This is a genomic window from Arthrobacter sp. Soil736 (assembly GCF_001428005.1).
In the GTDB taxonomy this organism is placed as follows: Bacteria; Actinomycetota; Actinomycetes; order Actinomycetales; family Micrococcaceae; genus Arthrobacter.
In genome coordinates, this window is record NZ_LMSB01000034.1 from 379,895 (window position 1) to 400,670 (window position 20,776).

Consider the following 20,776-nt stretch of genomic DNA (forward strand, 5'->3'; position numbering starts at 1 on the left):
GCAAATCCTTTCTAATTAGACGGTAGTCTCTGGCGGCCGAATCAGGCCTGGACAGTCTGGAGATCGTTGTTCTTGGGTTCCCGGGTCAGCAGGATGAAGACGATCGAGACCACCGACATGATGGCCAGGTACCAGACCACGGAACCGGTGTTCTGGCCGGAATCCTTGAAGATCTGCGCCACGATGCCGGGCGTAAATCCTGCACCGAGCAGCGTTGCCAGCTGGTAGCCCAGCGAGGCTCCCGTGTAGCGGGAGGTGGTGCCGAACTGCTCGGACACGAAGGCCGCCAGCGGCCCGAACAGCGTGGAGTGGATCATCAGGCCCACGGCGAACGCCACGAAGATCAGCATGATGTTGTTGGAGGACAGCAGCTGGAACATCGGCATGAGGTAGGCGATGAACACCACGAGTCCGCCGACCATCACCGGCCGCCGGCCCAGCTTGTCCGAGAGTCTGCCGCCCAGGACCACAAAGACGATCGAGACCAGGGAGGCCGCGGCGTAGGCGTAGAGCACGCCCTGGCGGTCGGCGCCCTTGGAGACGGCGAAGGTCACCGCGAACGTTGCAAGCACAACCTGCAGGGCGAACCCGGCAGCACCGGCCAGCATGGTGAAGATCAGCGTCTTGGGGCGGCGGAGCACCTGGAGGAGGGGAATTTCCCGCTTCTCCTGCTCCCGCGTCTCCTGCTCCAGCGCCGCCTTGAAGATGGGGCTCTCGGAGACCTTCAGGCGGACAAACATGCCCACGCCCAGCAGCACGAAGGACAGCAGGAACGGCACGCGCCAGCCCCAGGCGAGGAACTGGTCGTTCGGCAGTGACGAGAACGCGCCCATGATGAACGTGCCCAGCACGGCGCCCGTCGGGGCACCGGCGTTCACGAACGACGCCGCAAAACCGCGCCGACCCGACTCCGAGTGTTCCAGCGCCATCAGGGCGGCACCGCCCCATTCGCCGCCGACGGCGATGCCCTGGAAGACGCGGAGGATCACCAGCATCACGGCGCCCCAGGGGCCCGCCACGGAGGCGCCCGGGACCAGGCCGATCAGGGTGGAAGCGACGCCCATGACCAGCATGGACACGATGAGCATTCCCTTGCGGCCCATCTTGTCACCGAAGTGGCCAAAGATGACGCCGCCGAGCGGGCGTGCCACGTAGCCGGCGGCGAAGGTGCCGTAGGCGGCCACCACGCCTACCCAGTCGTCCATTCCGGAGAAGAAGACCTTGGGGAAGACCACAGCGGCGGCGGTGGCGTAGAGGAGGAAGTCGTAGTACTCGATGGTGCTGCCCAGATAGCTGGAGGCGATGACCGTGTGCGCTTCCTTGCGGCGTTCGGCAGTACCCATGGCTTGGAGCTGAGTGAGTCCGGACATGGCTGTTCCTTAGGACAGAGGGACAAAAAGGGGTTGGTTACCTGTAGAAGCTGTAGACCTTTGGAAACGGACTACTTGTAGAAGCGGGCGAGGAACTCTGCCACGACGGCGGGGCGCTCCTGCCCTTCGATCTGGATGGTGTTGGACACCTTGATCTGGGCGCCGCCCTTGACCTCGGTGACTTCCGCGATGGTGGCCTGCATGCGGATCCGCGAGCCCACCTTCACCGGTGACGTGAAGCGGACCTTGTCCAGGCCGTAGTTAACTTTGGTGGTGACGCCGTCGACGTCGAACAGTTCCCCCCAGAACGGGATGATGAGCGAGAGCGTGAGGAAGCCGTGCGCGATGGGGGCGCCGAACGGCCCGTCTTTGGCGCGCTCCGGGTCCACGTGGATCCACTGGTCGTCGCCGGTGGCGTCGGCGAATTTGTTGATCTGTTCCTGGGTGATCTCGCGGTATTCGGTCACGCCGAGGTAGGTTCCGGCGAGCGTGAGCAGTTTGTCGAAGTCGACGACGAGATTGGGCATCTTTGCCTCCTGGGCTGGGTTTTTGGAGTTGCTGAACTACGACGGCGGTGCGGTGCTGCCGCCGTCGGGTCCGGGTGTTCGTTCGGTTCAGTTAGTGCGCTTCAGTGTGTGCGGCGTCAGCGGGTGAAGGCGCTTTCGCCGGTGAGGGCGCGGCCCACGATGAGCGCATTGATTTCGTGGGTGCCTTCGTAGGAGTAGACGGCCTCGGCGTCGGCGTGGAACCGCGCGACGTCGGATTCGAGCGTGATGCCGTTGCCGCCCACCGCTTCGCGGGCCAGGGCCACGGTTTCGCGCATCAGCAGCGATGTCTGCATCTTGGCCAGGGCCGAGTCCTGGTCGCGGTAGATGCCTTTGGCTTGCTGTTCGGTCAGCCGGACCACCAGGGACAGGGAGGCCGTGACGTTGCCGAGCATCCGGGCCAGTTTTTCCTGGACCAGCTGGAAGGATCCCAGCGGGCGGCCGAACTGCCGGCGTTCCGTCACGTAGCGGAGGGCGGCTTCGAACGCGCCGGCCTGGATGCCGGTGGCGATCCAGGCGACGTCGGAACGCATGGCACGGAGCATTGCGGCCACGTCCCTGAAGGAGTTCACGTTGTGCAGCCGCATGGATTCCGGGACGCGGACGCCGTCGAGGGTGATGTGGGCGTTCTGCATCATCCTCAGTGCTGTCTTGCCGTGGATCTTCTCCAGCGTGACGCCGTCCGCCTGCCGGTCCACAAGGAAGGCCTTGACCTGCCCGTCTGCTACGTCGCGGGCGAACACCGCCAGGACGTCCGCCGTGGCGGCTCCCCCGATCCAGCGCTTGGCGCCGTCCAGGACCCAGGTGTTGCCTTCCCGGCGGGCTGTCGTGGACAGCCCGCCGGCGATGTCCGAGCCGGAGTCAGGTTCGGTGAGCGAGAAGACGCCCTTGAGCGAGAAGTCGATGACCTTCGGCATCCAGTCGGCCTGCTGCTCGGCCGAGGCGCCCACGCGGATGGCTGTGCGGAACAGCCCGGCCTGCGCGGTGTACCAAGTGGCCAGCGAGGCATCCGTGCGGGCCAGTTCGAAAATCCGGAAGCCCTGGTAGATGCCCCGGGCTGAGCTCCCATCCGCACCCGGGCCACTGAGCCCGGCAGGTTCCATGAGGTCCAGGTCAGCCAGCGGCTGGGCGAGCTGCTGCGGAAACTCGCCCCGCTCCCAGTACTCGGCCAGCAGCGGCCGGGCTTCGCGGTCCAGGAAGCTCCGCAGCCGTCCCAGCACGCGGCGTTCGTCCTCCGTGAGGAGGGACTCGGCGTCGTAGTAGTCGCAGACGCCGTAGAGCCTGGTTTGCTCAGCTGTGGCGGCGCCCATGTCAGCCGTCCAGTCCGAGCAGGCGCACGGCGTTGTGCTTGAGGATCTTTGGCCGGACCTCGTCCTTCAGCGGCAGGTCCGCGAACGCGCCCAGCCATTTCTGCGGCGTGATGAGCGGGAAGTCGGTGCCGAACAGGACCTTGTCCTGCAGCACGGAGTTGGACATCCTGACCAGTGACTCCGGGAAGTACTTGGGAGACCAGCCGGAGAGGTCGATGAAAACGTTGGCCTTGTGCGTGGCGATGGAGTTGGCCTCGTCCTGCCACGGCACGGAAGGGTGCGCCATGATGATCTGCAGGCCGGGGAAGTCCGCGGCCACGGCATCGAGCAGCAGCGGGTTGGAGTAGGCCAGCTTGATGCCGTACCCGCCGGGAAGACCGGCGCCCATGCCGTTCTGTCCGGTGTGGAAGATGGCCGGCAGGCCCAGTCCCTGCAGGGTCTCCCACAGCGGATAGAACTGTTCGTTCGAGGGGTCGAAGCCCTGCAGGCTGGGATGGAACTTGAAACCGCGGGCGCCCAGGTCGATGGCCTGGCGCTTGGCGCCCTGGATGGCCTCGGCGCCGGTGCGCGGATCCACGCTGCCGAAGGGGATCAGCACGTCGTTGTTCCTGGCGGCCCCGGCGATCAGGCCTTCAATGCTGTTGGGCTCGTGCTTGAGCTGGGTGCGTGCATCCACGGTGAACACGACGGCGGCCATGTTCAGTTCGCGGTAGACCTCCGCGATCCGGTCCAGCGACGGCGTGCGGTCCTCGGATTTGAAGTACTTCGCCGAGGCCTCGGTCAGGGCCGGCGGCAGTGATTCATGGCCGTGGCCGTCCACTTCGAGGTGGACGTGCATGTCGATCGCGTCGAGCTTCGAGGCGTCGATGCCGGGCTCGTAGCGGGTGGCAGCCATGGCTAGCGGACCTTCGCGGTCGCTGCGGCAGGCTGCGCCTCCGGCTGCAGTTCCTCGGGCAGCGGGAGGAATTCCTCGCCGACTGACTGCAGCTTGTTACCGAAGAGCGGGCCGAAGTTCTCCACGAGATCCTGGTAGCGCCAGCCGCCCTCGCGGTATTCGGTGGCCGCGGCCTCGGGGTGGGTCCAGAGCTGCAGCCGGTCACCGCCCGCACCGATGGCCTGGCCGGTGATGCCGGCCGCCTCATCGGAGGCGAGGAACGCGACCAGTCCGGCGACGTCGTCGGCCGTTCCGAAACCCAGCTCGTGGCGGAAGAAAGCCGGCATGGCCTCGCCGCGCTCATCGGCCTCCACCGCCTTCCGGAAGTAGGGGACGGTCTTGGTCATGGCCGTGGCGGCCACCGGGATGACGGCGTTGGCGGTCACGCCGGCCTTCTTCATTTCCAGCGCCCAGGTGCGGACCATGCCCACGATGCCGGCCTTGGCGGCGGCGTAGTTGGTCTGGCCGAAGTTTCCGCGCTGCCCGGTGGGCGAGCCGATGGTGATGATCCTGCCGGCGATGCCGTTCTCCTTGAAGTAGGCGAACGCTTCCCGGACGCACGTGAACGTGCCGCGGAGGTGGACGTTGATGACGAGATCGAAGTCCTCATCGGTCATTTTGAGCAGGCTCTTGTCCCGCAGGATGCCGGCGTTGGCGACCAGGATGTCCAGGCGGCCGAAGGCTTCGACCGCCGCCTGCACCAGCTGCTCGGCAACCTCCGTGCTTCCGACGGGAGCGACGACGGCGGCTGCCTTCCCGCCGTCGGCCTGGATCAGCGCCACTGCCTCTTCGGCGACCGTCGCGTCGACGTCGTTGATGACGACGGCGGCACCCTGCCGTGCCAGTTCCCGGGCGTAGGACAGGCCCAGGCCCCGACCGCTACCCGTGACGATTGCTACTTTGCCTGACAGGCTCATCGCTGCTCCTTTTGCTAGCTGACCTTGTGCATACTGCCCTGCGGCATGGGATGCTGTTCTGTATCCATGAAAATATGGATAGTTGAAAATGTCAACGATTTGTTTTGAGGATTATTGGAGTTGGGCATGACGATCGAGACACAAGGCGAGCCGCGAACCGAACAGGCCCACAAGCTCGTCGCCGCGTCGATCAGCCAGGATCTGGGTTTTCTTCTGGCAAAGCTGCATGCCGCCGGATCGGTCCTGAACAACCGCGCACTGTCCGAGTTTGACCTCAAGGAGCGCTCGTACTCGGTGCTGATCCTCGCCAACAGCGGGCTGGAGCCGACGCAGCGCGAAATGGCGGACTTCCTTAGCCTGGACCCCAGCCAGATCGTGGCACTCGTGGACGAACTCGAAAAGCGCGGACTGGTGGTGCGGGCCGCCGGCAAACAGGACAGGCGTGCCAAGATCGTCACCGCCACGGGGAAAGGGAGCCGCGTCCTGGCTCAGGCCGCCGAGGCCGCCGGCCGGGCCGAGACTGACGTGCTGGACGGGCTCTCGGGCGAAGAGGCGGCGCAGCTGAAGGCGCTACTGCGAAAAGCATTGTGGGGTGCGTCGGGCGCGTGAGCAGCGCCCGCATTCCGGGGCAGGCTTGCGCTGAATCCTAGCCGGCCAGCACCGCCGGGAGGCAGAGGACGACGGCGGGCAACGGCGTCGTGCCTTGCGTGGCCGCCGCGCAGAGGTACTCCTGCCGCTCAGGGCGAGCGCACCGGATGCCGGGAAGGCCGGGATCGTGGTTCGATCCCGGCCTTCCCGGCGGCCTTCCCGGCGGCGGACCGTCGTTAGCGGCTGAGCATGCCCAGCGCGGCGGCGGCAAAGTCCTTGGCGGAGGCGTTCCAGTGGCCCAGCAGCCCCTGCAGGTTCTCGCCGTCGGCCCGGTGCGCCGCGGTCTGTGCCTCGAGCGTGGCCAGGACGCCAGTCCGGAGTTCGGTGTTGAAGTTGACCTTGCCCACGTTCATGGCCGGTGCCTTGGCGAGCTCGTCTGCCGGAATTCCGGACGCACCGTGGAGAACCAGCGGGATGCGGGTGCGCACGGCAATGTCCTGCAGGACGTCCCACCGCAGCTGCGGCTCGCCCTTGTACTTTCCGTGGACGTTGCCTACGGCCACGGCCAGAAGCTGCGCTCCCGTCCTTGCCACGAAGTCCTCCACCTGCGCGGAATCCGTGAGGCCGGCCACGTCGTTTCCGGAGGCTTCGTCCGAATCGGCGCCGAACGCCTTGTCCTCATCGCCGGCGAGCCCGCCCAGCTCGGCTTCCAGCACGACGCCGGCACTGCCCCGGGCGTCCAGGGCCGCCCGGACTTCGCGAACGAGGGCGATGTTCTCCTCGTAGGGCAGGGACGAGCCGTCCGCGAGGACGGAATCCGCCCCGGCAGCGACGGCCGCGGTGATCACATTGAGGTCTGACGCGTGGTCCAGCTGCACGGCAACCGGCACGGAGGCCTCGTCCGCCAGGCGCCGCAGCGCGGAGATGAGCCGCAATCCGTTGGTGGTGGCGGCGGTCTTGGGAGCCACGAGCAGAATGACGCCGCGGCCGGCTTCTTCGGCGGCGCCAACCACGGCCAGGGCCGTGGTGAAGTCATAGCATGTGAAGGCAGGCACGGCCGAGCCCTGCTGCAGCGCGGAGGCCACCAGCTCGTCGAGTTGCGCGCGCATCAGCCCGCCTGAGCGGTGCGCTTGGTGGGGGCCACAACCTTGATCACGGCGGAGTCGTCCGCGGCGGCGAGGCCATGGGCCTGGCCCAGCAGGTAGAGCTGCTCGGCGGCGGCGGCAACGGGCGTGGCGAGGCCGGCGCTGCGGGTTGCCTTGCCGACGATGCCCATGTCCTTGACGAAGATGTCCAGGCGGCTGAGCACCTCGGCGCCCTCCTCGCTGTACGCCTCGAGGATGCGCGGGCCGCGGTTGGACAGCATGAAGGATCCGGCGGCACCCGCTTCGAGGGCGGCGAGCGTCTTCGCCTGGTCCAGGCCCAGGGCGTCGGCGAGGGCCATGGCCTCGGCCGCGGCGGCGATGTGGATTCCGCAGAGCAGCTGGTTGACGGTCTTCAGGGCCTGCCCGTCGCCGGGCTTGTCACCGACGACCGTAAGGGTGGAGGCGAGCAGTTCCAGGACGGGACGGGCGGTCTCGAGCGCGGCGGGCTCGGCGCCCACCACGATCAGCAGGTCGCCTTCGCCGGCGCGCTTCGGCCCGCCCGAGAGGGGTGCGTCAACAAGCCCGACGCCGAATTCGGCCAGGCGGCTGACGGTGGCCGGAATCGCTTCGGTGCCCACGGTGCTGGTCAGGATGACCACGGCGCCCGGTTTCAGCACCGAGGCCACGCCGTTTTCGCCGAAGAGGACGTCGTTGAGCTGTTCGCTGTTGCGTACGGCCAGCAGGAGCGCGTCGGTGCCCTCCGCGGCTTCGCGGGCGGAGGCAAAGGTGCGCACGCCGGCCTCTTCAGCTAGCTGCAGGCGCGGTTCGGCGATGTCGAAGCCGTGGACGGTGAGCTGGCTCGCCAGGCGTGTGGCCATCGGCAGGCCCATTGCCCCGAGGCCGAGGACTGTGACTTTGTAATTCGCGGTCATGGTGTTCTCCGTTGAATGCGTGATTGAGCTTGTTTCCGCTGATTGAGCTTATTTTCCGCTCATCGAGCCTTGTTGTCCGCCGGTTTGAGCCTGCCGAAACCGCGGCCCCGGCGGGCTCAACCAGCTGGTGAAATTAGAAGGTGTTGCTGAGCTTGCGGGTGACCTGGGCGAGGGACTCGTCGTCACCCACGTTGCCGGCGAACACGATGTACGGGATGCCCTGGGCCGGGCCGTCAACCGGATCCCACAGGCTGACGATGCCGGGCAGCATGGGCCCGCGGACGATCGCGTGCCGGATCTCCAGTCCATGTGCTGCCACGTCCGAGGACGTGATGCCGCCCTTGGCAATTACGAAACGCGGCGGGAACGTCTTGAGCGTCCGGTTTACCACCGCGACGACGGCCGCGGACACCGTGCGAGCGATCCGCAGGCTTTCGGCCGGGTCATCCGTCTTGATGAGCAGGCGGCTCGTGTGGACAATGACGTCACCGCCGTGGAGCGCCTCCACCACGGTGTCCACCGTCTGGTCGAGGTAGGCGTCCGCTTCATCCCCCAGCAGCTTTTCGACGTCGATCTCCACAATGCGGGCAGCGTTGTGCTGATCCGTGAGTACCTTGAGCTGCCGCGTGGTCACGCCGACGTGCGAGCCCACCACGATCAGGCCGCCGGCCTCGGACGGGGTGTGGCCGGCGTAGGCTTCCTCGCCGCTTAGCTCTGTCCGGATGTCCTGGCCGATCCTGGCACGGACGAACGGCGGGCCAACGCGGTAGAGCAAGTTCTTGCCGCGGCGTTCCGCCTCTTCGAGCCCCAGCGCGAGGGCGCGGAGGTCGTTCTCCGTGACGATGTCCGCCACGATCGGGGTGGAGGCAGTGGCAGGTTCGATCGCGTCGGCGATTGCCTTCGCGGAAACGTCCGCGTCCCCGGTGCGGGCGCCGGCGCGGATGATGTTGAGGTCCAGTACGATCACGGAGTCCGCGGGGAACTTGCCCTGCGACTTCTCCTCGACGTACTTGGCCATTTCGGAGTTGGCGAATCCGAACGTCGCGTCCTTGGCGAATTCCGTCTCAGCAACGGGGGTGAGGTTCCCGGCGTCGGGCCCGGTTCCACGCATGTAGTGCACGCCGCCGATGGTCACACGGCCGGCATCGGGAAACGCGGGGACGATCACGACGCCGTCCGTGGCCGCGCCGCTCTCCGCGGCGACGGTGGCGGCGATGACGTCGGGCTCGAGCGGGAAGTGTCCGCGGAGCGTCGAATCGCTCCGGCTGACGAAGCTGAGGTGGATTTCTCCCTCACCGTCGCGGGCTGCGGCCAGGGCGTTGCGAACGATTTCTTCGTTGCGGGCGGCTGCTTCGGCCGGGTCCAGGCTGCGGGTGTTGGTCAGGACATAGACCGCGGCCTTACCCTGATGAAGAGCCCAGGTGAAGTCTGCGACTTCCCAGCGGGTGAGCACGGGCAAGTCGGCAACCGACTGGGTTCCGGTGGGGTCGTCGTCGAGCACCACCAGTACGCGGGGAGACGTCGCAGCAGAGGCCGCGACCGCCCTGGCGACCTGCTCGGCCGGGATCTGGAGCTCCGCGGGGAAAGCGGCCAGGATGTCTGCTTCAAGGGGCACTGTGCACTCCGTTGTGTCGAAACTATATTGCGGAAAGATCTTTGTCAGATGTCAGACATCTGGCGTTTGATGCTAGTGTGGCATAACGCACAGCACGTGCGCAAGTAGACTTGTCAGACATACGGGCCTAACAGGGTGAACGGGGAAAATGGCACGCAAATCACTGGTGGGCGTCGTCGCCGACGAACTCCTTGACCGCATCATCTCAGGCGAATTCCCGCCTGGCGCCAGCGTGCCCGGCGAGCTTGAGCTCAGCGCGCGGCACGAGGTCAGCAGAATGACCGTCCGCGAGGCCATGAAAACACTTGAAGCGCAGCGCATCCTCAGCGTGGAGCGAGGCCGCGGAACGTTCGTGAATCCGCTGAACCGCTGGTCGTCACTGGAGGCCGTGCTCCGGGCTGCCTCCGAGGGGCAGAACGGGCCCGCCGCCGCCATCCAGCTCATCGAGCTGCGCAGGATGCTGGAAACGGGTGCATGCGAGCTCGCGGCGCAACGAATCACCGCCGCGGAACTCGAGTCCCTGCACGTCCAGGTAGAGGAGATGCGCGAAGCCCACCGCGCCCAGGACCTGGCCCGGTTCGTGGCGGCGGACCTCGCATTCCACGACGAGATCCTCCACGCTTCCGAGAACGTTTTTGTAGCCGTCCTTTTCGAACCGCTGCACCGCGTTCTGGAGAAGCGGCGCACGGAAACGTCACAGGTGCCGGAGATCCAGGAGCACGCGATCGGCCATCACCAGAGTATTTTCGACGCCCTGGCTGCCCGAGATCCCCGGCGCGCACGCGACGCGATGGACGCCCACATGCAGCAAACCCTGGACGACCTCAGAAGCTACGTCCTGGAAGCCTAGTCCAGCGGCGCCTCGTCCGATACTCTGCAGGAACGGCCCGCAGCCGGGTATCAATGGCGATCACGAGGAGCGAAGTTGTCTAATCACACCTACAGCATTTCTGAAATTGTCGGAACCTCGACCGAAGGCGTGGACGCGGCCGTCCGCAACGGACTAGCCGAGGCAGCAAAGACCCTGCGAAACCTGGACTGGTTCGAGGTCCAGGAAATCCGCGGCCACCTCGACGACGGCCAGGTGGCCGACTGGCAGGTGACCATCAAGCTCGGCTTCCGGTTGGAGCGCTGACCGAACGGGTCAGTTCAGTCCCGGGTCCACACTTGGACGGGGTCGCCGCCGCACAAGAGGCGGCGGCCACGGACTGAAAAATCCACCCAGAGCATTTCCTGGTGCGTGGAGACTTCGTCGACGTGTCCTGCAACGAATCCGGAGCCGGCACTTTCTACCCACACCGCTTCGCCGGGAGCCAGTTCGGTCCAGCGCGCAGCCGGAAGCCGCGTCCCGGCGGTGGGCGGCCTGTCCTCCAGGCCCGGGTTAAGGCTCAACATTTCCGGCCCGTCATTCCTGGCCAACTGCCCGGCGGCGCCACACGGTGGGCATGCCCTGGTACGTCGGAAAGACCTGGCCCTCAAAGAACGTGTGGGCCTCGTCCGGCGACTGATCCGGCGTCCACAGGCCTGACACCGGGCAGTGGGCCCCCGTCGAAGCCGAAGGCGCGTAGCGCTCCCTAAGTAATGCGATGCGTTTCATCGTTGAATGCCATCCTTGGTGGTCGAAAAAGTTTCTCCTCCAAGGCTAGGAAAGCGGCTCACTGCACCCAATGGGCGAATGGATAGAATCCCGCCTGTGGGCTGGGCAGCAGCACAGTAGGGCCGGGCGGTCAGGGAAGCTTTGCTCCCCGATGGCCCGCCCGGCTTTCCGGCGATTCCGGTGCGGTGCGGCTGGAAGCCTCCCCCGCCGTCGTGCTTTCCCGCCCGGTACCGGCGCCCAGGCTGCCAAGCAGCGCCAGCGCGTCCGCCGACGGCGATCCCGGCTTCGCGGAAAACACCCGGAGCATCTGGTCCGGATCGTCCGGCAGGACGAGGTTTTCAAAGTTCAGTTCCAGGTCCCCGACGGCGGGGTGATGGAGCCGCACGCTGCCGGAGGAACGCGTCGCCACCCGATGGCCGGCCCACCACTGGCGGAAATGCTCGCTGTGCACCGCGAGCTCGCCCACCAGCTGATTGGCCTGCGCGTCGTTGGGATGCCGCCCCACGTCCACGCGGAGCGCGCCGGCGGCCTCGGCCGCCACTGTCTTCCAGTCCCGGAAGAGCTCGCGCGCCCGCGGATCCAGGATCAGCCAGCGGGTGAGGTTCCGCTCCCCCGGCGGCAGCTCCGGGAAATCCTCGAACAGCAGGAACGCCATCCGGTTGCCCGCCAAGACGTCCGTGCGCCGCCCCAGGACAAGGGCCGGGACTTCACCCACGGCCTCGAGGAGCTGGCGCAGCGCCGGACGCACGGCCTGGACCGGCACGGGCGAACGGGCAGATTCGGCACAGTGCTGCAGGAGATCCATCATGTGCGTGTGCTCGCCGGCATCAAGCTTGAGGGCCCGGGCCACCGAATCAAGCACCGCCCGAGACGGATGGATGTTCCGGCCCTGCTCCAGTCGTGTGTAGTAGTCAGTACTGACGTCCGCGAGCCGGGCAATTTCCTCACGGCGCAGCCCCGGCACGCGTCGGGCGCTGCCGCCGCTGGCCACGCCGGCATCTTCCGGTTTCAGCCGTGACCGCATTGCCTTGAGGAATTTGCCGAACTCGGCGCTCTGACCCATGCCTTCCATTCTGCACGGCCCCGGGGGTCCTTTCTACAACGAAGGTAGGACTGCCAGTCCTAGGAAAAGCAGGGACAGGCACAACTGCTGACTCAGGGGGTCCACACGAATAGGCTCATTTAAGAGCCTGACAAATCCCCCTATCGAGGAGAACTCCCATGTCCCAGACACCTGAAACCGGCTTCCGCCAGCTCACCCTCAACAACGGCGTCGCCATCCCGCAGGTGGGTTTCGGCGTTTTCCAGGTCCCGGCGGAAGAGACCCAGCGGATCGTTGAGGAAGCCCTTGAAGCCGGCTACCGGCACATTGACACCGCTGCCGCATACCGGAACGAGGCCGGCGTCGGCGCGGCAATCGCAGCGTCCGGCATCCCGCGTGAGGAACTCTTCATCACCACCAAGCTGCGCAACGGCGAGCAGGGCTCCGCCGCCGAGGCCTTCGAAAACAGCCGCAAGGCCCTTGGCCTGGACGTCGTTGACCTCTACCTCATTCATTGGCCGGTACCGTCCCAAGGCTTGTTCACGCAGGCCTGGAAGGTCATGGAAAAGCTGTACGCCGACGGCCAGATCCGCGCCATCGGCGTGTCCAACTTCCTGGAAGACCACCTGGACACGCTCCTGGCGGAGGGCGGCATTGTGCCCGCCGTGAACCAGATCGAGCTCCACCCGACGTTCCAGCAGTCTGCGCTGGCCCGCAAGAGCCGTACCTACGGGATCGCCGTCGAGGCTTACAGCCCGCTGGGGCAAGGTGCCGACCTGAACGCCCGGGCCGTTACGGCCCTGGCCGAGGACAGGGGCGCCACCCCGGCGCAGATCATCCTGGCCTGGCACCTGGCGGCCGGCACCATCGTGATCCCTAAGTCCTCCACGCCGGCGCGCATGCGGGAGAACCTCGCTGCCGCGAACATCTCCCTGAGCACGGCGGATCTTGAGTCCGTCAACGCGCTGGACGCCGGCACCCGCGTTGGCGGAGATCCCGCCGTCGCAGCGCACAGCCAGCTTTAGCTTCAAATAAGCCAACAGGAATCGAGGAAAGACCAATGCAGTACACGCACCTGGGCCGCTCCGGCCTGAAAGTCTCCCGCCTTTGCCTCGGCACCATGAATTTCGGCCCGCAGACGGAGGAATCCGCAGCGCATTCCATCATGGATTCGGCGCAGGAGTCAGGCATCAATTTCTTCGACACGGCCAATGTTTACGGCGGCGCGGATCACCGCGGCTGGACCGAGGAAATCATCGGCCGCTGGTTCGCCCAGGGCGGTGAGCGGCGTGAACGCACGGTCCTGGCGACCAAGCTCTACGGCACCATGACGGACCGCCCCAACGAGTCCAAGCTATCGGCGCTTAACATCCGCCGGGCTCTCGATGCCAGCCTGAAGCGGCTCCAGACCGACTACATCGACGTCTACCAGTTCCACCACGTGGACCGGAACACCCCGTGGGACGAGATCTGGCAGGCCACCGAGGTGGCCGTGCAGCAGGGAAAGATCCTTTACTCCGGCAGCAGCAATTTCGCGGGCTGGCACATTGCGCAGGCCCAGGAAGCCGCCGCCCGGCGCAACTACTACGGCCTGGTCAGCGAGCAGTCCATCTACAACCTGCTGACCAGGAACGTGGAGCTTGAAGTCATTCCTGCCGCGCAGCAATACGGACTCGGAATCATTCCGTGGTCCCCGCTGCACGGCGGACTTCTCGGCGGGGTTCTGAAGAAAGAGCGCGACGGCGTCCGGCGCCTTGAGGGGCGCGCGCACGAAACGCTGAAAAAACACCACGACCAGATCCGGGAGTACGAGGACTTCGCCGACGACCTTGGCCACGAGCCCGGGGACATCGCCCTCGCCTGGCTCCTCCACCAGCCGGCGGTGACCGCGCCGATCGTGGGGCCCCGGACGCAGGAGCAGCTCGACGCCGCCGTCCGGGCTTTGGACGTCTCGCTGAACGACGACGCACTCAAGCGCCTGGACGGCATCTTCCCGGGGCACCGCACGGCACCGGAGGACTACGCCTGGTGACCGCCGCAGCCCGTGGGCGGCAGCCGCCGTCGGGCCCGTGGGCGGCAGTCGCAGCCTACGGCAGCGTGCCGGCTAGGGCTGGACGGTTGAGCCGCTGGGACCCGGCGGATGCTGGGGGTCTTCCAGGGCCGGATCCTCAGGTTCGCCGGACTGTCCCTCCGGCGCGCCCGGCGGCGACTGCGGAGGGTTCGCGGGGTCTTCCGAGGGCGGGTTTTGCTCGGGATCGAAGGGAAATTTGCCGGCCGGGCTGGCGGTGGAATCGTCGGGCTCTTTGCTCATAATCAGGATCCCTTTGCTGGTTGGGAGTGCCTGGCATCAGGTACGGCCGAGGTGTACCCCGGCAGGTCTCGCTCTTGCGCCGCCACCCACAAGGGATATCAGCGCAGTCCCGGTTAGTCCATAGCCCTGTCATCGCACACTGTCCTCGCGCACGGGCAACTCGGTCAGTTGACCAATTCCGCCCCGGACTCATATCCAACCGGCTTCCGGTGGCTCCGCTCCAACTCAGTGACGTCCCGTCCGAAGGATGCCACCAGCGTCAGCAGTGCCAGGGCCACCGCTCCCGTGCCGAGTCCTTCCGGCACACCAGGTGTGAGCGCCAGCAGGAAAGCAAACGGCTGGTAGGCGCCGATAATCTTCCGCAGCCTGCTCGGCCTGAGCACACCCCGCAGAGCGGGGCGGACCTGCCCAGCGGCCACGAACACGTACCACATCAACCCGATGGCAAGGACCCATGCGCCAAGGCTGCGCGCCGCGGCACACGACAGGACCAGGACGAGGGCTGCGTCGGTCTGAACGTCCAGGCGAGCACCCGCCAGTGACGAACTGCCTGTCCGGCGCGCCACAGCTCCGTCCACGGCATCGAGCAGGAACGCCAGGCCGCCCAGCACAACAAAAGAGGGGCCCGGCGAGCTGCCATTCAGCAGGGCGGGAACGGCCATGGTTGCACAACACGCCACGAGAACGGCGCGGACTAGCGTCACGCGATCGGCGGGGGTGGTGCGGCGGGGCTTGCGCCGGAGGATCGAGGCATCAGCGCTTCCCACCACCGCGATTCCGGCCGCCAGCGCCAAATACGGGACCGCAAAGTCCCGAAGCGGGACCGCCACAATCCAGCTCCCGGCCGCGAGAAATCCAGCCATCGCAGCCGCGGCATCCGTCACGGCACTGCGTCCCGCCGAACTCTCCATAAGCCACCTCGCGCTCATCGTAGCAACTCCCGGTCAGTCTGAAAGGCGCTTGCGATTGCCCCTGTGCAAACAGCTGTCCATAAGAAAGACTTTTCGCATGGCTCTATCACCGCTCGTCGAATTGAACGACGGCTACCTGATACCGCAGATCGGACTCGGCACCTGGCCACTGAACGACCGCGAGGTGGCGGACGCCGTCGTAAGTGCAGTGGAAGCCGGGTACCGGCATATCGATACTGCCGTGAAATACGGAAACGAAGCCGGGGTGGGCGAAGGGATCCGGGCAAGCGGCCTGAACCGGGAGGAGTTCTTCGTCACCACCAAACTCGACGGTGAATTCCAGGGCGAGGACAGGGCCGTGGCCGGCCTCGAGGGATCGCTGAAGCGACTGAATATGGAGTACGTTGACTTGCTGCTGATCCATTGGCCGCTGCCCCGGCGCGGGGATTTCATCTCCACCTGGAAGACCTTCGAACGGCTTCAGGCTCAAGGTAAGGCCCGTTCGATCGGGGTGTCGAATTTCAAGCCGTCGCACCTCGAACAGCTGATGTGGGCGAGTGACGTGGTGCCCGCCGTCAACCAGATCCAGCTGAACCCTTCGGTCACACGGTCCGCGGACTGCGCATACCACGAGCACCACGGAATTGTCACCGAATCGTACAGCCCGCTCGGGACAGGTTTCGGCCTGCTGTCCGCACCGGTATTGAATCGCATTGCCGGGAAACATGGCAAAACCGAAGGCCAGGTGGTGCTCCGCTGGCATGTTCAACAGGGGCTCGTCGCCATCCCGAAGTCCGCAGATCCACGGCGAATGAAAGAAAATATCGATGTCTTTGACTTCGTTCTGGACGACGAGGACCTGGCCGCCATTAACACGCTGGATGAAGGGCCGGAGGCGGGCGTGAACTCGGATGTCCAGGGACACTAAGGTGCGCTAAAGAGGCCTTCTATCGGGAGTTGCCCGCCAACACCGACTGGCAGAAAAATAGTAAGCATGTTTAGTATTGAGGAGAAGGACGAAGCGTACCCGGCACACCGGGTGCCTCCTCTATGAAAGAAGAAGGAACGACAAAATGGGTTTTTTCGCATTTCTGATTCTGGGCCTCATTGCCGGCGCTATTGCTAAGGCCATCCTCCCCGGCCGGCAGGGCGGCGGCATCTTCATGACGCTGCTGCTCGGCGTTGTCGGAGCATTCCTGGGCGGCTGGCTTGGCGGCCTGATCTTCGGAACCGGGCTCCAGGAATTCTTCTCACTTCAGACATGGCTGCTGGCTATCGGCGGTGCGATCATCGTGCTGCTGGTGTACGGCATGATTACCAAGCGCACCGCCCGCTAAACAGAGGGTGGCCGAAGCCGGCCCCGGGACACTTCCCGGGGCGGCTTCTTAGCTAGGGCCCTTAGCAGGGTGAACCTTTACACCGTACTGATCCCCCACAAGAGCAGGAGTTCACCATGAAATCCAAACTTCTCTTCGGCGTAGGAATTGCCGCTGGTTATGTGCTCGGATCGAGGTCCGGCCGGGCAGCGTACGACAAACTTAAGGCCCGGGCCGCCGGCATCTGGGACAGCAAACCAGTTCAGGACAAGGTTGCAGCCGCCACTGAGGCGGTCAAGGAAAAGGCGCCCGAAGTGGGCGACCAGCTCTCTGAGGCCGCGCGGCGGGCCGGCACCGTGCTCAGCGCCGCCATGCACCGCGACGCTTCAAAGGCCGGTGACACCGCGAGGGCAGCAGCGCAACCGTCTGCCGCCGGCGCGTCAGGTGCCGACTCGGACAGCGGGCACGTTCCCGCCCACAGCACACACCCGGAGACGGTCAACCTCGGCACGTCCGACGTCGAATCCGATCCGGCCCTGAGCGATACGTCGGGTCAGGACTGGTCCGATGAAGGTGGCGCCACTCCGGCAGGAGCCGCAACCAACGTGGACCCCAAGAGGCAATAACTAAAGTCCTGGCCTTGGATTTGCCGTCTGGTGTTGGGCTCGTTCCAATCTCGGACCCGTGCAGTCTCGGTCCCCTGCAGTCTCGGATAACAGGGCAATGATTTAGTCCGCAGCAATAATGTCAGTCCCCTCTGGCAGAGTTTCCATATGGAAGCCATTGGGGAAGGCGCAAGCAGTACGGCGGCACGGGCAGCAATGCCCGGCCGCCGCACTCCGCCGCTGCGCAGCGTCCCTGATTCAGGGGCTCTTACTCCTGCTTCCCTGGCCGGCGCACCCGCCGTGGCGGACGCTTCTGCGTCCGACGGCGGGGCTGCCCCGGGCTTTGGTGCCGCGGGCTTGGGTGCTGCCGGCCTTGGTGCCACCGGCGGGGATGCCATGACTACCGGGGCAACCCACAGCCTCAAACGCTGCCTGGACCTGCTTGGGGCAGCGGTCGAATCCGCGCCCGGTGAGCTGGCTCTGGCCGGCTTCCCGGCCGCCGCGGACTTCGCCGGGCTCGCCGAGGAGATCTCCCGCGGGGCCGAGTACCTGCAGCTGCTGGGCGCGGCCGCGGTGGACCGGACCCGCACCGAGGCGATCAACTCCGCCGGACCCGCGAGCAAGGCCGCCGGCTGGACCACTGGCTGGGGCACAGGCACGGACGACGGCACCGGAGCCGCCGCTACCCCCACTACTTCCGCCTCCCCCGCCGCGGCACCTTTCTGCGCTGACGAAGCTGCCGTCGGGACTGCTGCGTCAGGCTCAGCCGCCACGTCGGCGTCCGCCTCCGTCCCGGCCGTGTCGCCRGCCGATGACGGATCCCGCAACACCGCCGAGTTCCTCAGGACCCGGCTAAGGATCGGCGCCGSAGAAGCCCGCCGCCGCCTCGCCCTCGCCTCCGCCRTACTCCCCCGCACCGGCATCACCGGCCAGCCCATGCCCCCGGCCTACGAAGAAACCGCCGCCGCCCTCGCTACCGGAACCATCGCCTCCCGCGCCGGAACCATCATCACCACCGCCCTGGACCGCGTCCGCCACATCGCCGCCCCCGCCGACCTCGCCCGGATGGAACACACNCGGAACCATCGCCTCCCGCGCCGGAACCATCATCACCACCGCCCTGGACCGCGTCCGCCACATCGCCGCCCCCGCCGACCTCGCCCGGATGGAACACACCCTCACCCGCACCGCGATCSAGAACGACCACGACTTCCTCACCCGCATCGCCCACCGCTGGGCCGACGCCATCGACCAGGACGGCACCGAACCCACCGAAGAAGACCTCCGCCACCGCCAAGGCGCCTTCCTCCGCCGCCCCCGCCGCGGACTCCACCACCTCGAAATCTTCGCCACCCCCGACCAATACGAACACCTCCTCACCGTCATGAACACCGCCACCAACCCCCGCACCCAANCCCCGCCGCGGACTCCACCACCTCGAAATCTTCGCCACCCCCGACCAATACGAACACCTCCTCACCGTCATGAACACCGCCACCAACCCCCGCACCCAAGCATCAGCCAGCACCGCCACAGGCACCACGGCAGGGAACAGCGAGGAGGTCCGCGCCGAGAACGGCACCACCACGGACACACCCACGGATACGGACGAAGGCACGGACGACGGCATGGCCGCCGGACCCCACACCGGACCGGGGTTCGGCCCCGAAGCCGAAACCGCCGCCGCCGACGCACCCCTCGAGCGCCGCACCCGGCCCCAACAACTCCTCGACGGCCTCGTCGGCGCCTGCAAAACCGCCCTCGCCACCGGAACCCTGCCCGCCACCGGCGGACTCCGCCCCCAGGTCATGGTCACCATCAGCTACCAGGACCTCCTGAACCGCCTCGAAACCACCGCCACCAACGGACCCCGCTACACCACCACCGGAAACCCCAGCCCCACCAGCGGCAACCACCCCGAGCCCCCGGCAGGAAAACACGCCGGGTCCACCGCCGGCGGCCAACTCGGATTCACCACAAACGGCCACCCCGCCTTCCCGGCAGGCCACCTCCCGGCGTCCGCTGCGGGCGGGCTTCCAGGCACCACGACCGGCACCGGAACGTTCACCTTCACCGGGCCCGTCACCCCCGCCACCATCCGCAAAATCGCCTGCGACGCCGACATCATCCCCGTCCTGCTCGGCAGCGAAGGCCGCATCCTCGACATCGGCCGCACCACCAGAATCTTCCCGCCCCACATCCGCAAAGCCATCACCGCCCGCGACCAAGGCTGCACCTTCCCCAACTGCACCATCCCCGCCCCCTGGTGCGAAGCCCACCACCGCAAAGCCATCACCGCCCGCGACCAAGGCTGCACCTTCCCCAACTGCACCATCCCCGCCCCCTGGTGCGAAGCCCACCACACCACCTACTGGTCACACGGCGGACCCACCAGCACCGAGAACGGCACCCTCCTCTGCACCCACCACCACCACCTCATCCACAAAGAACAATGGCAAATCCACATGCAAACCGGCATCCCCTGGTTCATCCCGCCACCCCACATCGACCCCCAACAAACACCCCGCCGCAACCACCACCACCGACTATGAACCCCGGAACCCACAGTCGGCTGCCGCGCAAGGCTACCGCCGCCCGATGACCACCGTCGCGTCCAGTTGCTCCGAATAGGCAATGCGGGGCGTCAGGCCGCCCTGGGTCATGGCCATCGCGGTCTGCCGGGCCTGACGGCGGCTCGTTTCAATGAGCAGGTACCCGCCCGTCCGGAGCCATACAGGGGCTTGCGCGATTACCCTTCGCTGGACGTCGAGCCCGTCGGGCCCTCCATCGAGCGAAACCCGCGGCTCGTGAACCCGGGCTTCGTGGGGCATGCTGCTGATGGACGCGGTGGGCACATATGGCGCGTTGACCGCCAGAATGTCAACGCGCCCTCTCAGCCTGGCCGGCAGCGCCGCGTAAAGATCGCCTTCATGGACGTGGCCGCCTGCCGGGACAACGTTGCCGCGGGCGCAGCGCACTGCGGAGGGATCGACGTCGGCGGCATGCAACTCGATGCCCGTGACTGCGGCGGCCAACGCAGTAGCCACCGCGCCCGAGCCACAGCAAAGGTCCACGACAATCCGCTCCGGCCCCGCAGCGAATGGCCTGGACCGCGCTCCGATTCCCGACGCCACCGTCATTCCTGCGGCGTCAGTTGGGGAGGCGACTCCCGCGTTAACCGAAGGGACGGGCTGAAGCACAGCCGACGGGCTGGCCGCCTCCACGGGCGCGATGGCGTGCGCCCTTGCTTGTGGGTCGGCTGAACGTCGGTCGGCTGAACGTGGGACCGGTGAATGTCGGTCGGCACCATCCGGACCGGAAGCTAGGGCCGCTAACAGCGCGGCCGCCTCGCTGACGAGGAATTCCGTGCGCCGGCGCGGTACGAAAACCCCCGAGTCCACGGCGATCCGCAGGCCGCAGAACTCCGCCCAGCCAAGGATATGTTCAAGCGGAAATCCGCCAACCCGCCGTTCGACGGCGGCGGCCAACTCACTTGGGCAGAAGGGTGCGGCAAAGAGGAGATCGGCTTCGTCTTCGGCGAAGACACAGCCCGCGGCGCGGAGCCGGGCGATGACAGTGGAACGGGTCAGGGAGGGGTGAACGGGCATGGATGCGTCCTTCGGTTGAACGATGGGCGCTCCATGCATCGACTAGCCCCGGTGGTTCGGTCGGCAGCGGGCAGGGAGAACCCAGGCTGG

The 20,776-nt window shown here is 66.5% G+C and carries 22 protein-coding genes and 1 pseudogene; 9 read left to right on the plus strand and 14 right to left on the minus strand.

The genetic code is table 11. The features are described 5' to 3' along the window. Positions 1-41: 41 nt before the first annotated feature. The 5 genes from ASG92_RS18795 to ASG92_RS18815 all read right to left on the minus strand — a co-directional run bounded on the left by ASG92_RS18795 (position 42) and on the right by ASG92_RS18815 (position 5,076). On the minus strand, positions 42-1,370 hold the full coding sequence (locus tag ASG92_RS18795) for an MFS transporter (protein WP_056631612.1): 1,329 nt from the start codon (positions 1,368-1,370) through the stop codon (positions 42-44). A gap of 71 nt (positions 1,371-1,441) precedes the next feature. Continuing rightward, the gene (locus ASG92_RS18800; protein ID WP_056631614.1) at positions 1,442-1,897 is read right to left on the minus strand and encodes a MaoC family dehydratase; all 456 of its coding nucleotides are present in this window, start codon (positions 1,895-1,897) and stop codon (positions 1,442-1,444) included. A 116-nt stretch (positions 1,898-2,013) separates the two neighbouring features. Beyond that, positions 2,014-3,225, minus strand: coding sequence for an acyl-CoA dehydrogenase family protein (locus tag ASG92_RS18805; RefSeq protein ID WP_056631615.1), 1,212 nt, complete (start codon positions 3,223-3,225; stop codon positions 2,014-2,016). Between the two features lies 1 nt (position 3,226). Beyond that, a complete protein-coding gene (locus ASG92_RS18810) occupies positions 3,227-4,120 on the minus strand; it encodes an amidohydrolase family protein (RefSeq protein ID WP_056631616.1) in 894 nt (297 codons plus the stop codon). 2 nt (positions 4,121-4,122) lie between these two features. Further along, on the minus strand, positions 4,123-5,076 hold the full coding sequence (locus tag ASG92_RS18815; RefSeq protein WP_056631619.1) for an SDR family NAD(P)-dependent oxidoreductase: 954 nt from the start codon (positions 5,074-5,076) through the stop codon (positions 4,123-4,125). A 126-nt stretch (positions 5,077-5,202) separates the two neighbouring features. On the opposite strand from ASG92_RS18815, the gene ASG92_RS18820 reads away from it, so the two are divergent. Next, positions 5,203-5,685: a MarR family transcriptional regulator gene (locus ASG92_RS18820; RefSeq protein WP_056631624.1), complete on the plus strand. Its 483-nt coding sequence runs from the start codon at positions 5,203-5,205 to the stop codon at positions 5,683-5,685. A gap of 215 nt (positions 5,686-5,900) precedes the next feature. On the opposite strand, the gene ASG92_RS18825 is transcribed toward ASG92_RS18820, so the two are convergent. From ASG92_RS18825 to ASG92_RS18835, 3 genes are all read right to left on the minus strand, one after another. Continuing rightward, entirely contained in the window at positions 5,901-6,773 is an 873-nt protein-coding gene (locus ASG92_RS18825; RefSeq protein ID WP_056631627.1) for a class II fructose-bisphosphate aldolase, read from the minus strand. After that, positions 6,773-7,681, minus strand: coding sequence for an NAD(P)-dependent oxidoreductase (locus ASG92_RS18830; protein WP_056631629.1), 909 nt, complete (start codon positions 7,679-7,681; stop codon positions 6,773-6,775). The genes ASG92_RS18825 and ASG92_RS18830 overlap by 1 nt, the downstream gene beginning before the upstream one ends. A gap of 133 nt (positions 7,682-7,814) precedes the next feature. Next, complete coding sequence (locus ASG92_RS18835; protein ID WP_056631630.1) at positions 7,815-9,296, minus strand: four-carbon acid sugar kinase family protein; 1,482 nt, start codon at positions 9,294-9,296, stop codon at positions 7,815-7,817. 148 nt (positions 9,297-9,444) lie between these two features. On the opposite strand from ASG92_RS18835, the gene ASG92_RS18840 reads away from it, so the two are divergent. Continuing rightward, entirely contained in the window at positions 9,445-10,146 is a 702-nt protein-coding gene (locus tag ASG92_RS18840; protein ID WP_056631631.1) for a FadR/GntR family transcriptional regulator, read from the plus strand. Between the two features lie 75 nt (positions 10,147-10,221). After that, the gene (locus ASG92_RS18845) at positions 10,222-10,431 is read left to right on the plus strand and encodes a dodecin (protein WP_056631632.1); all 210 of its coding nucleotides are present in this window, start codon (positions 10,222-10,224) and stop codon (positions 10,429-10,431) included. Positions 10,432-10,445: 14 nt separating this feature from the next. Here ASG92_RS18845 and ASG92_RS18850 read toward each other — a convergent pair whose 3' ends face one another. The 3 genes from ASG92_RS18850 to ASG92_RS18860 all read right to left on the minus strand — a co-directional run bounded on the left by ASG92_RS18850 (position 10,446) and on the right by ASG92_RS18860 (position 11,956). After that, positions 10,446-10,691, minus strand: a complete 246-nt coding sequence (locus ASG92_RS18850; RefSeq protein ID WP_056631635.1) for a hypothetical protein — start codon at positions 10,689-10,691, stop codon at positions 10,446-10,448. Between the two features lie 10 nt (positions 10,692-10,701). After that, positions 10,702-10,893: a hypothetical protein gene (locus ASG92_RS18855; protein ID WP_056631637.1), complete on the minus strand. Its 192-nt coding sequence runs from the start codon at positions 10,891-10,893 to the stop codon at positions 10,702-10,704. Positions 10,894-11,023: 130 nt separating this feature from the next. Further along, a complete protein-coding gene (locus tag ASG92_RS18860; RefSeq protein WP_056632214.1) occupies positions 11,024-11,956 on the minus strand; it encodes a helix-turn-helix transcriptional regulator in 933 nt (310 codons plus the stop codon). A gap of 158 nt (positions 11,957-12,114) precedes the next feature. Between ASG92_RS18860 and ASG92_RS18865 the strand changes: the two genes are divergently transcribed. After that, a complete protein-coding gene (locus ASG92_RS18865) occupies positions 12,115-12,960 on the plus strand; it encodes an aldo/keto reductase (protein WP_056631641.1) in 846 nt (281 codons plus the stop codon). Positions 12,961-12,995: 35 nt separating this feature from the next. Continuing rightward, positions 12,996-13,967 (plus strand): aldo/keto reductase, encoded by a 972-nt coding sequence (locus ASG92_RS18870; RefSeq protein ID WP_056631656.1) that lies wholly within the window; start codon positions 12,996-12,998, stop codon positions 13,965-13,967. Between the two features lie 72 nt (positions 13,968-14,039). On the opposite strand, the gene ASG92_RS18875 is transcribed toward ASG92_RS18870, so the two are convergent. Together ASG92_RS18875 and ASG92_RS18880 are read right to left on the minus strand one after the other, a co-directional pair. After that, positions 14,040-14,246 carry a hypothetical protein gene (locus ASG92_RS18875; RefSeq protein ID WP_056631660.1) on the minus strand — a complete coding sequence of 69 codons (207 nt, stop codon included), beginning with the start codon at positions 14,244-14,246 and terminating at the stop codon, positions 14,040-14,042. Between the two features lie 164 nt (positions 14,247-14,410). Beyond that, the gene (locus ASG92_RS18880; RefSeq protein WP_056631663.1) at positions 14,411-15,157 is read right to left on the minus strand and encodes a CDP-alcohol phosphatidyltransferase family protein; all 747 of its coding nucleotides are present in this window, start codon (positions 15,155-15,157) and stop codon (positions 14,411-14,413) included. A 97-nt stretch (positions 15,158-15,254) separates the two neighbouring features. Between ASG92_RS18880 and ASG92_RS18885 the strand changes: the two genes are divergently transcribed. From ASG92_RS18885 to ASG92_RS29970, 4 genes and pseudogenes are all read left to right on the plus strand, one after another. Continuing rightward, positions 15,255-16,085 carry an aldo/keto reductase gene (locus ASG92_RS18885; RefSeq protein ID WP_056631666.1) on the plus strand — a complete coding sequence of 277 codons (831 nt, stop codon included), beginning with the start codon at positions 15,255-15,257 and terminating at the stop codon, positions 16,083-16,085. 145 nt (positions 16,086-16,230) lie between these two features. Then, positions 16,231-16,494, plus strand: coding sequence for a GlsB/YeaQ/YmgE family stress response membrane protein (locus ASG92_RS18890; RefSeq protein ID WP_056631669.1), 264 nt, complete (start codon positions 16,231-16,233; stop codon positions 16,492-16,494). A gap of 116 nt (positions 16,495-16,610) precedes the next feature. Then, complete coding sequence (locus ASG92_RS18895; protein WP_056631672.1) at positions 16,611-17,099, plus strand: hypothetical protein; 489 nt, start codon at positions 16,611-16,613, stop codon at positions 17,097-17,099. Between the two features lie 1,394 nt (positions 17,100-18,493). Beyond that, a pseudogene (locus tag ASG92_RS29970) lies at positions 18,494-19,630 on the plus strand (HNH endonuclease signature motif containing protein); the annotation flags it as partial. A gap of 33 nt (positions 19,631-19,663) precedes the next feature. Here the strand turns inward: ASG92_RS29970 and ASG92_RS29975 are convergent. Further along, positions 19,664-20,686: a putative protein N(5)-glutamine methyltransferase gene (locus ASG92_RS29975; protein WP_056631681.1), complete on the minus strand. Its 1,023-nt coding sequence runs from the start codon at positions 20,684-20,686 to the stop codon at positions 19,664-19,666. Between the last annotated feature and the right edge of the window lie 90 nt (positions 20,687-20,776).

What these genes read in the sequence shown, in the direction of transcription:
- ASG92_RS18885 (WP_056631666.1), top strand. Translation starts at nt 15,255, where the DNA reads ATGGCTCTATCACCGCTCGTCGAATTGAACGACGGCTACCTGATACCG.
- ASG92_RS18870 (WP_056631656.1), top strand. Translation starts at nt 12,996, where the DNA reads ATGCAGTACACGCACCTGGGCCGCTCCGGCCTGAAAGTCTCCCGCCTT.
- ASG92_RS18840 (WP_056631631.1), top strand. Translation starts at nt 9,445, where the DNA reads ATGGCACGCAAATCACTGGTGGGCGTCGTCGCCGACGAACTCCTTGAC.
- ASG92_RS18830 (WP_056631629.1), bottom strand. Translation starts at nt 7,681, where the DNA reads ATGACCGCGAATTACAAAGTCACAGTCCTCGGCCTCGGGGCAATGGGC.
- ASG92_RS18865 (WP_056631641.1), top strand. Translation starts at nt 12,115, where the DNA reads ATGTCCCAGACACCTGAAACCGGCTTCCGCCAGCTCACCCTCAACAAC.
- ASG92_RS18795 (WP_056631612.1), bottom strand. Translation starts at nt 1,370, where the DNA reads ATGTCCGGACTCACTCAGCTCCAAGCCATGGGTACTGCCGAACGCCGC.
- ASG92_RS18880 (WP_056631663.1), bottom strand. Translation starts at nt 15,157, where the DNA reads ATGGAGAGTTCGGCGGGACGCAGTGCCGTGACGGATGCCGCGGCTGCG.
- ASG92_RS18895 (WP_056631672.1), top strand. Translation starts at nt 16,611, where the DNA reads ATGAAATCCAAACTTCTCTTCGGCGTAGGAATTGCCGCTGGTTATGTG.
- ASG92_RS18815 (WP_056631619.1), bottom strand. Translation starts at nt 5,076, where the DNA reads ATGAGCCTGTCAGGCAAAGTAGCAATCGTCACGGGTAGCGGTCGGGGC.
- ASG92_RS29975 (WP_056631681.1), bottom strand. Translation starts at nt 20,686, where the DNA reads ATGCCCGTTCACCCCTCCCTGACCCGTTCCACTGTCATCGCCCGGCTC.
- ASG92_RS18825 (WP_056631627.1), bottom strand. Translation starts at nt 6,773, where the DNA reads ATGCGCGCGCAACTCGACGAGCTGGTGGCCTCCGCGCTGCAGCAGGGC.
- ASG92_RS18805 (WP_056631615.1), bottom strand. Translation starts at nt 3,225, where the DNA reads ATGGGCGCCGCCACAGCTGAGCAAACCAGGCTCTACGGCGTCTGCGAC.
- ASG92_RS18855 (WP_056631637.1), bottom strand. Translation starts at nt 10,893, where the DNA reads ATGAAACGCATCGCATTACTTAGGGAGCGCTACGCGCCTTCGGCTTCG.
- ASG92_RS18800 (WP_056631614.1), bottom strand. Translation starts at nt 1,897, where the DNA reads ATGCCCAATCTCGTCGTCGACTTCGACAAACTGCTCACGCTCGCCGGA.
- ASG92_RS18810 (WP_056631616.1), bottom strand. Translation starts at nt 4,120, where the DNA reads ATGGCTGCCACCCGCTACGAGCCCGGCATCGACGCCTCGAAGCTCGAC.
- ASG92_RS18890 (WP_056631669.1), top strand. Translation starts at nt 16,231, where the DNA reads ATGGGTTTTTTCGCATTTCTGATTCTGGGCCTCATTGCCGGCGCTATT.
- ASG92_RS18820 (WP_056631624.1), top strand. Translation starts at nt 5,203, where the DNA reads ATGACGATCGAGACACAAGGCGAGCCGCGAACCGAACAGGCCCACAAG.
- ASG92_RS18860 (WP_056632214.1), bottom strand. Translation starts at nt 11,956, where the DNA reads ATGGGTCAGAGCGCCGAGTTCGGCAAATTCCTCAAGGCAATGCGGTCA.
- ASG92_RS18875 (WP_056631660.1), bottom strand. Translation starts at nt 14,246, where the DNA reads ATGAGCAAAGAGCCCGACGATTCCACCGCCAGCCCGGCCGGCAAATTT.
- ASG92_RS18850 (WP_056631635.1), bottom strand. Translation starts at nt 10,691, where the DNA reads ATGTTGAGCCTTAACCCGGGCCTGGAGGACAGGCCGCCCACCGCCGGG.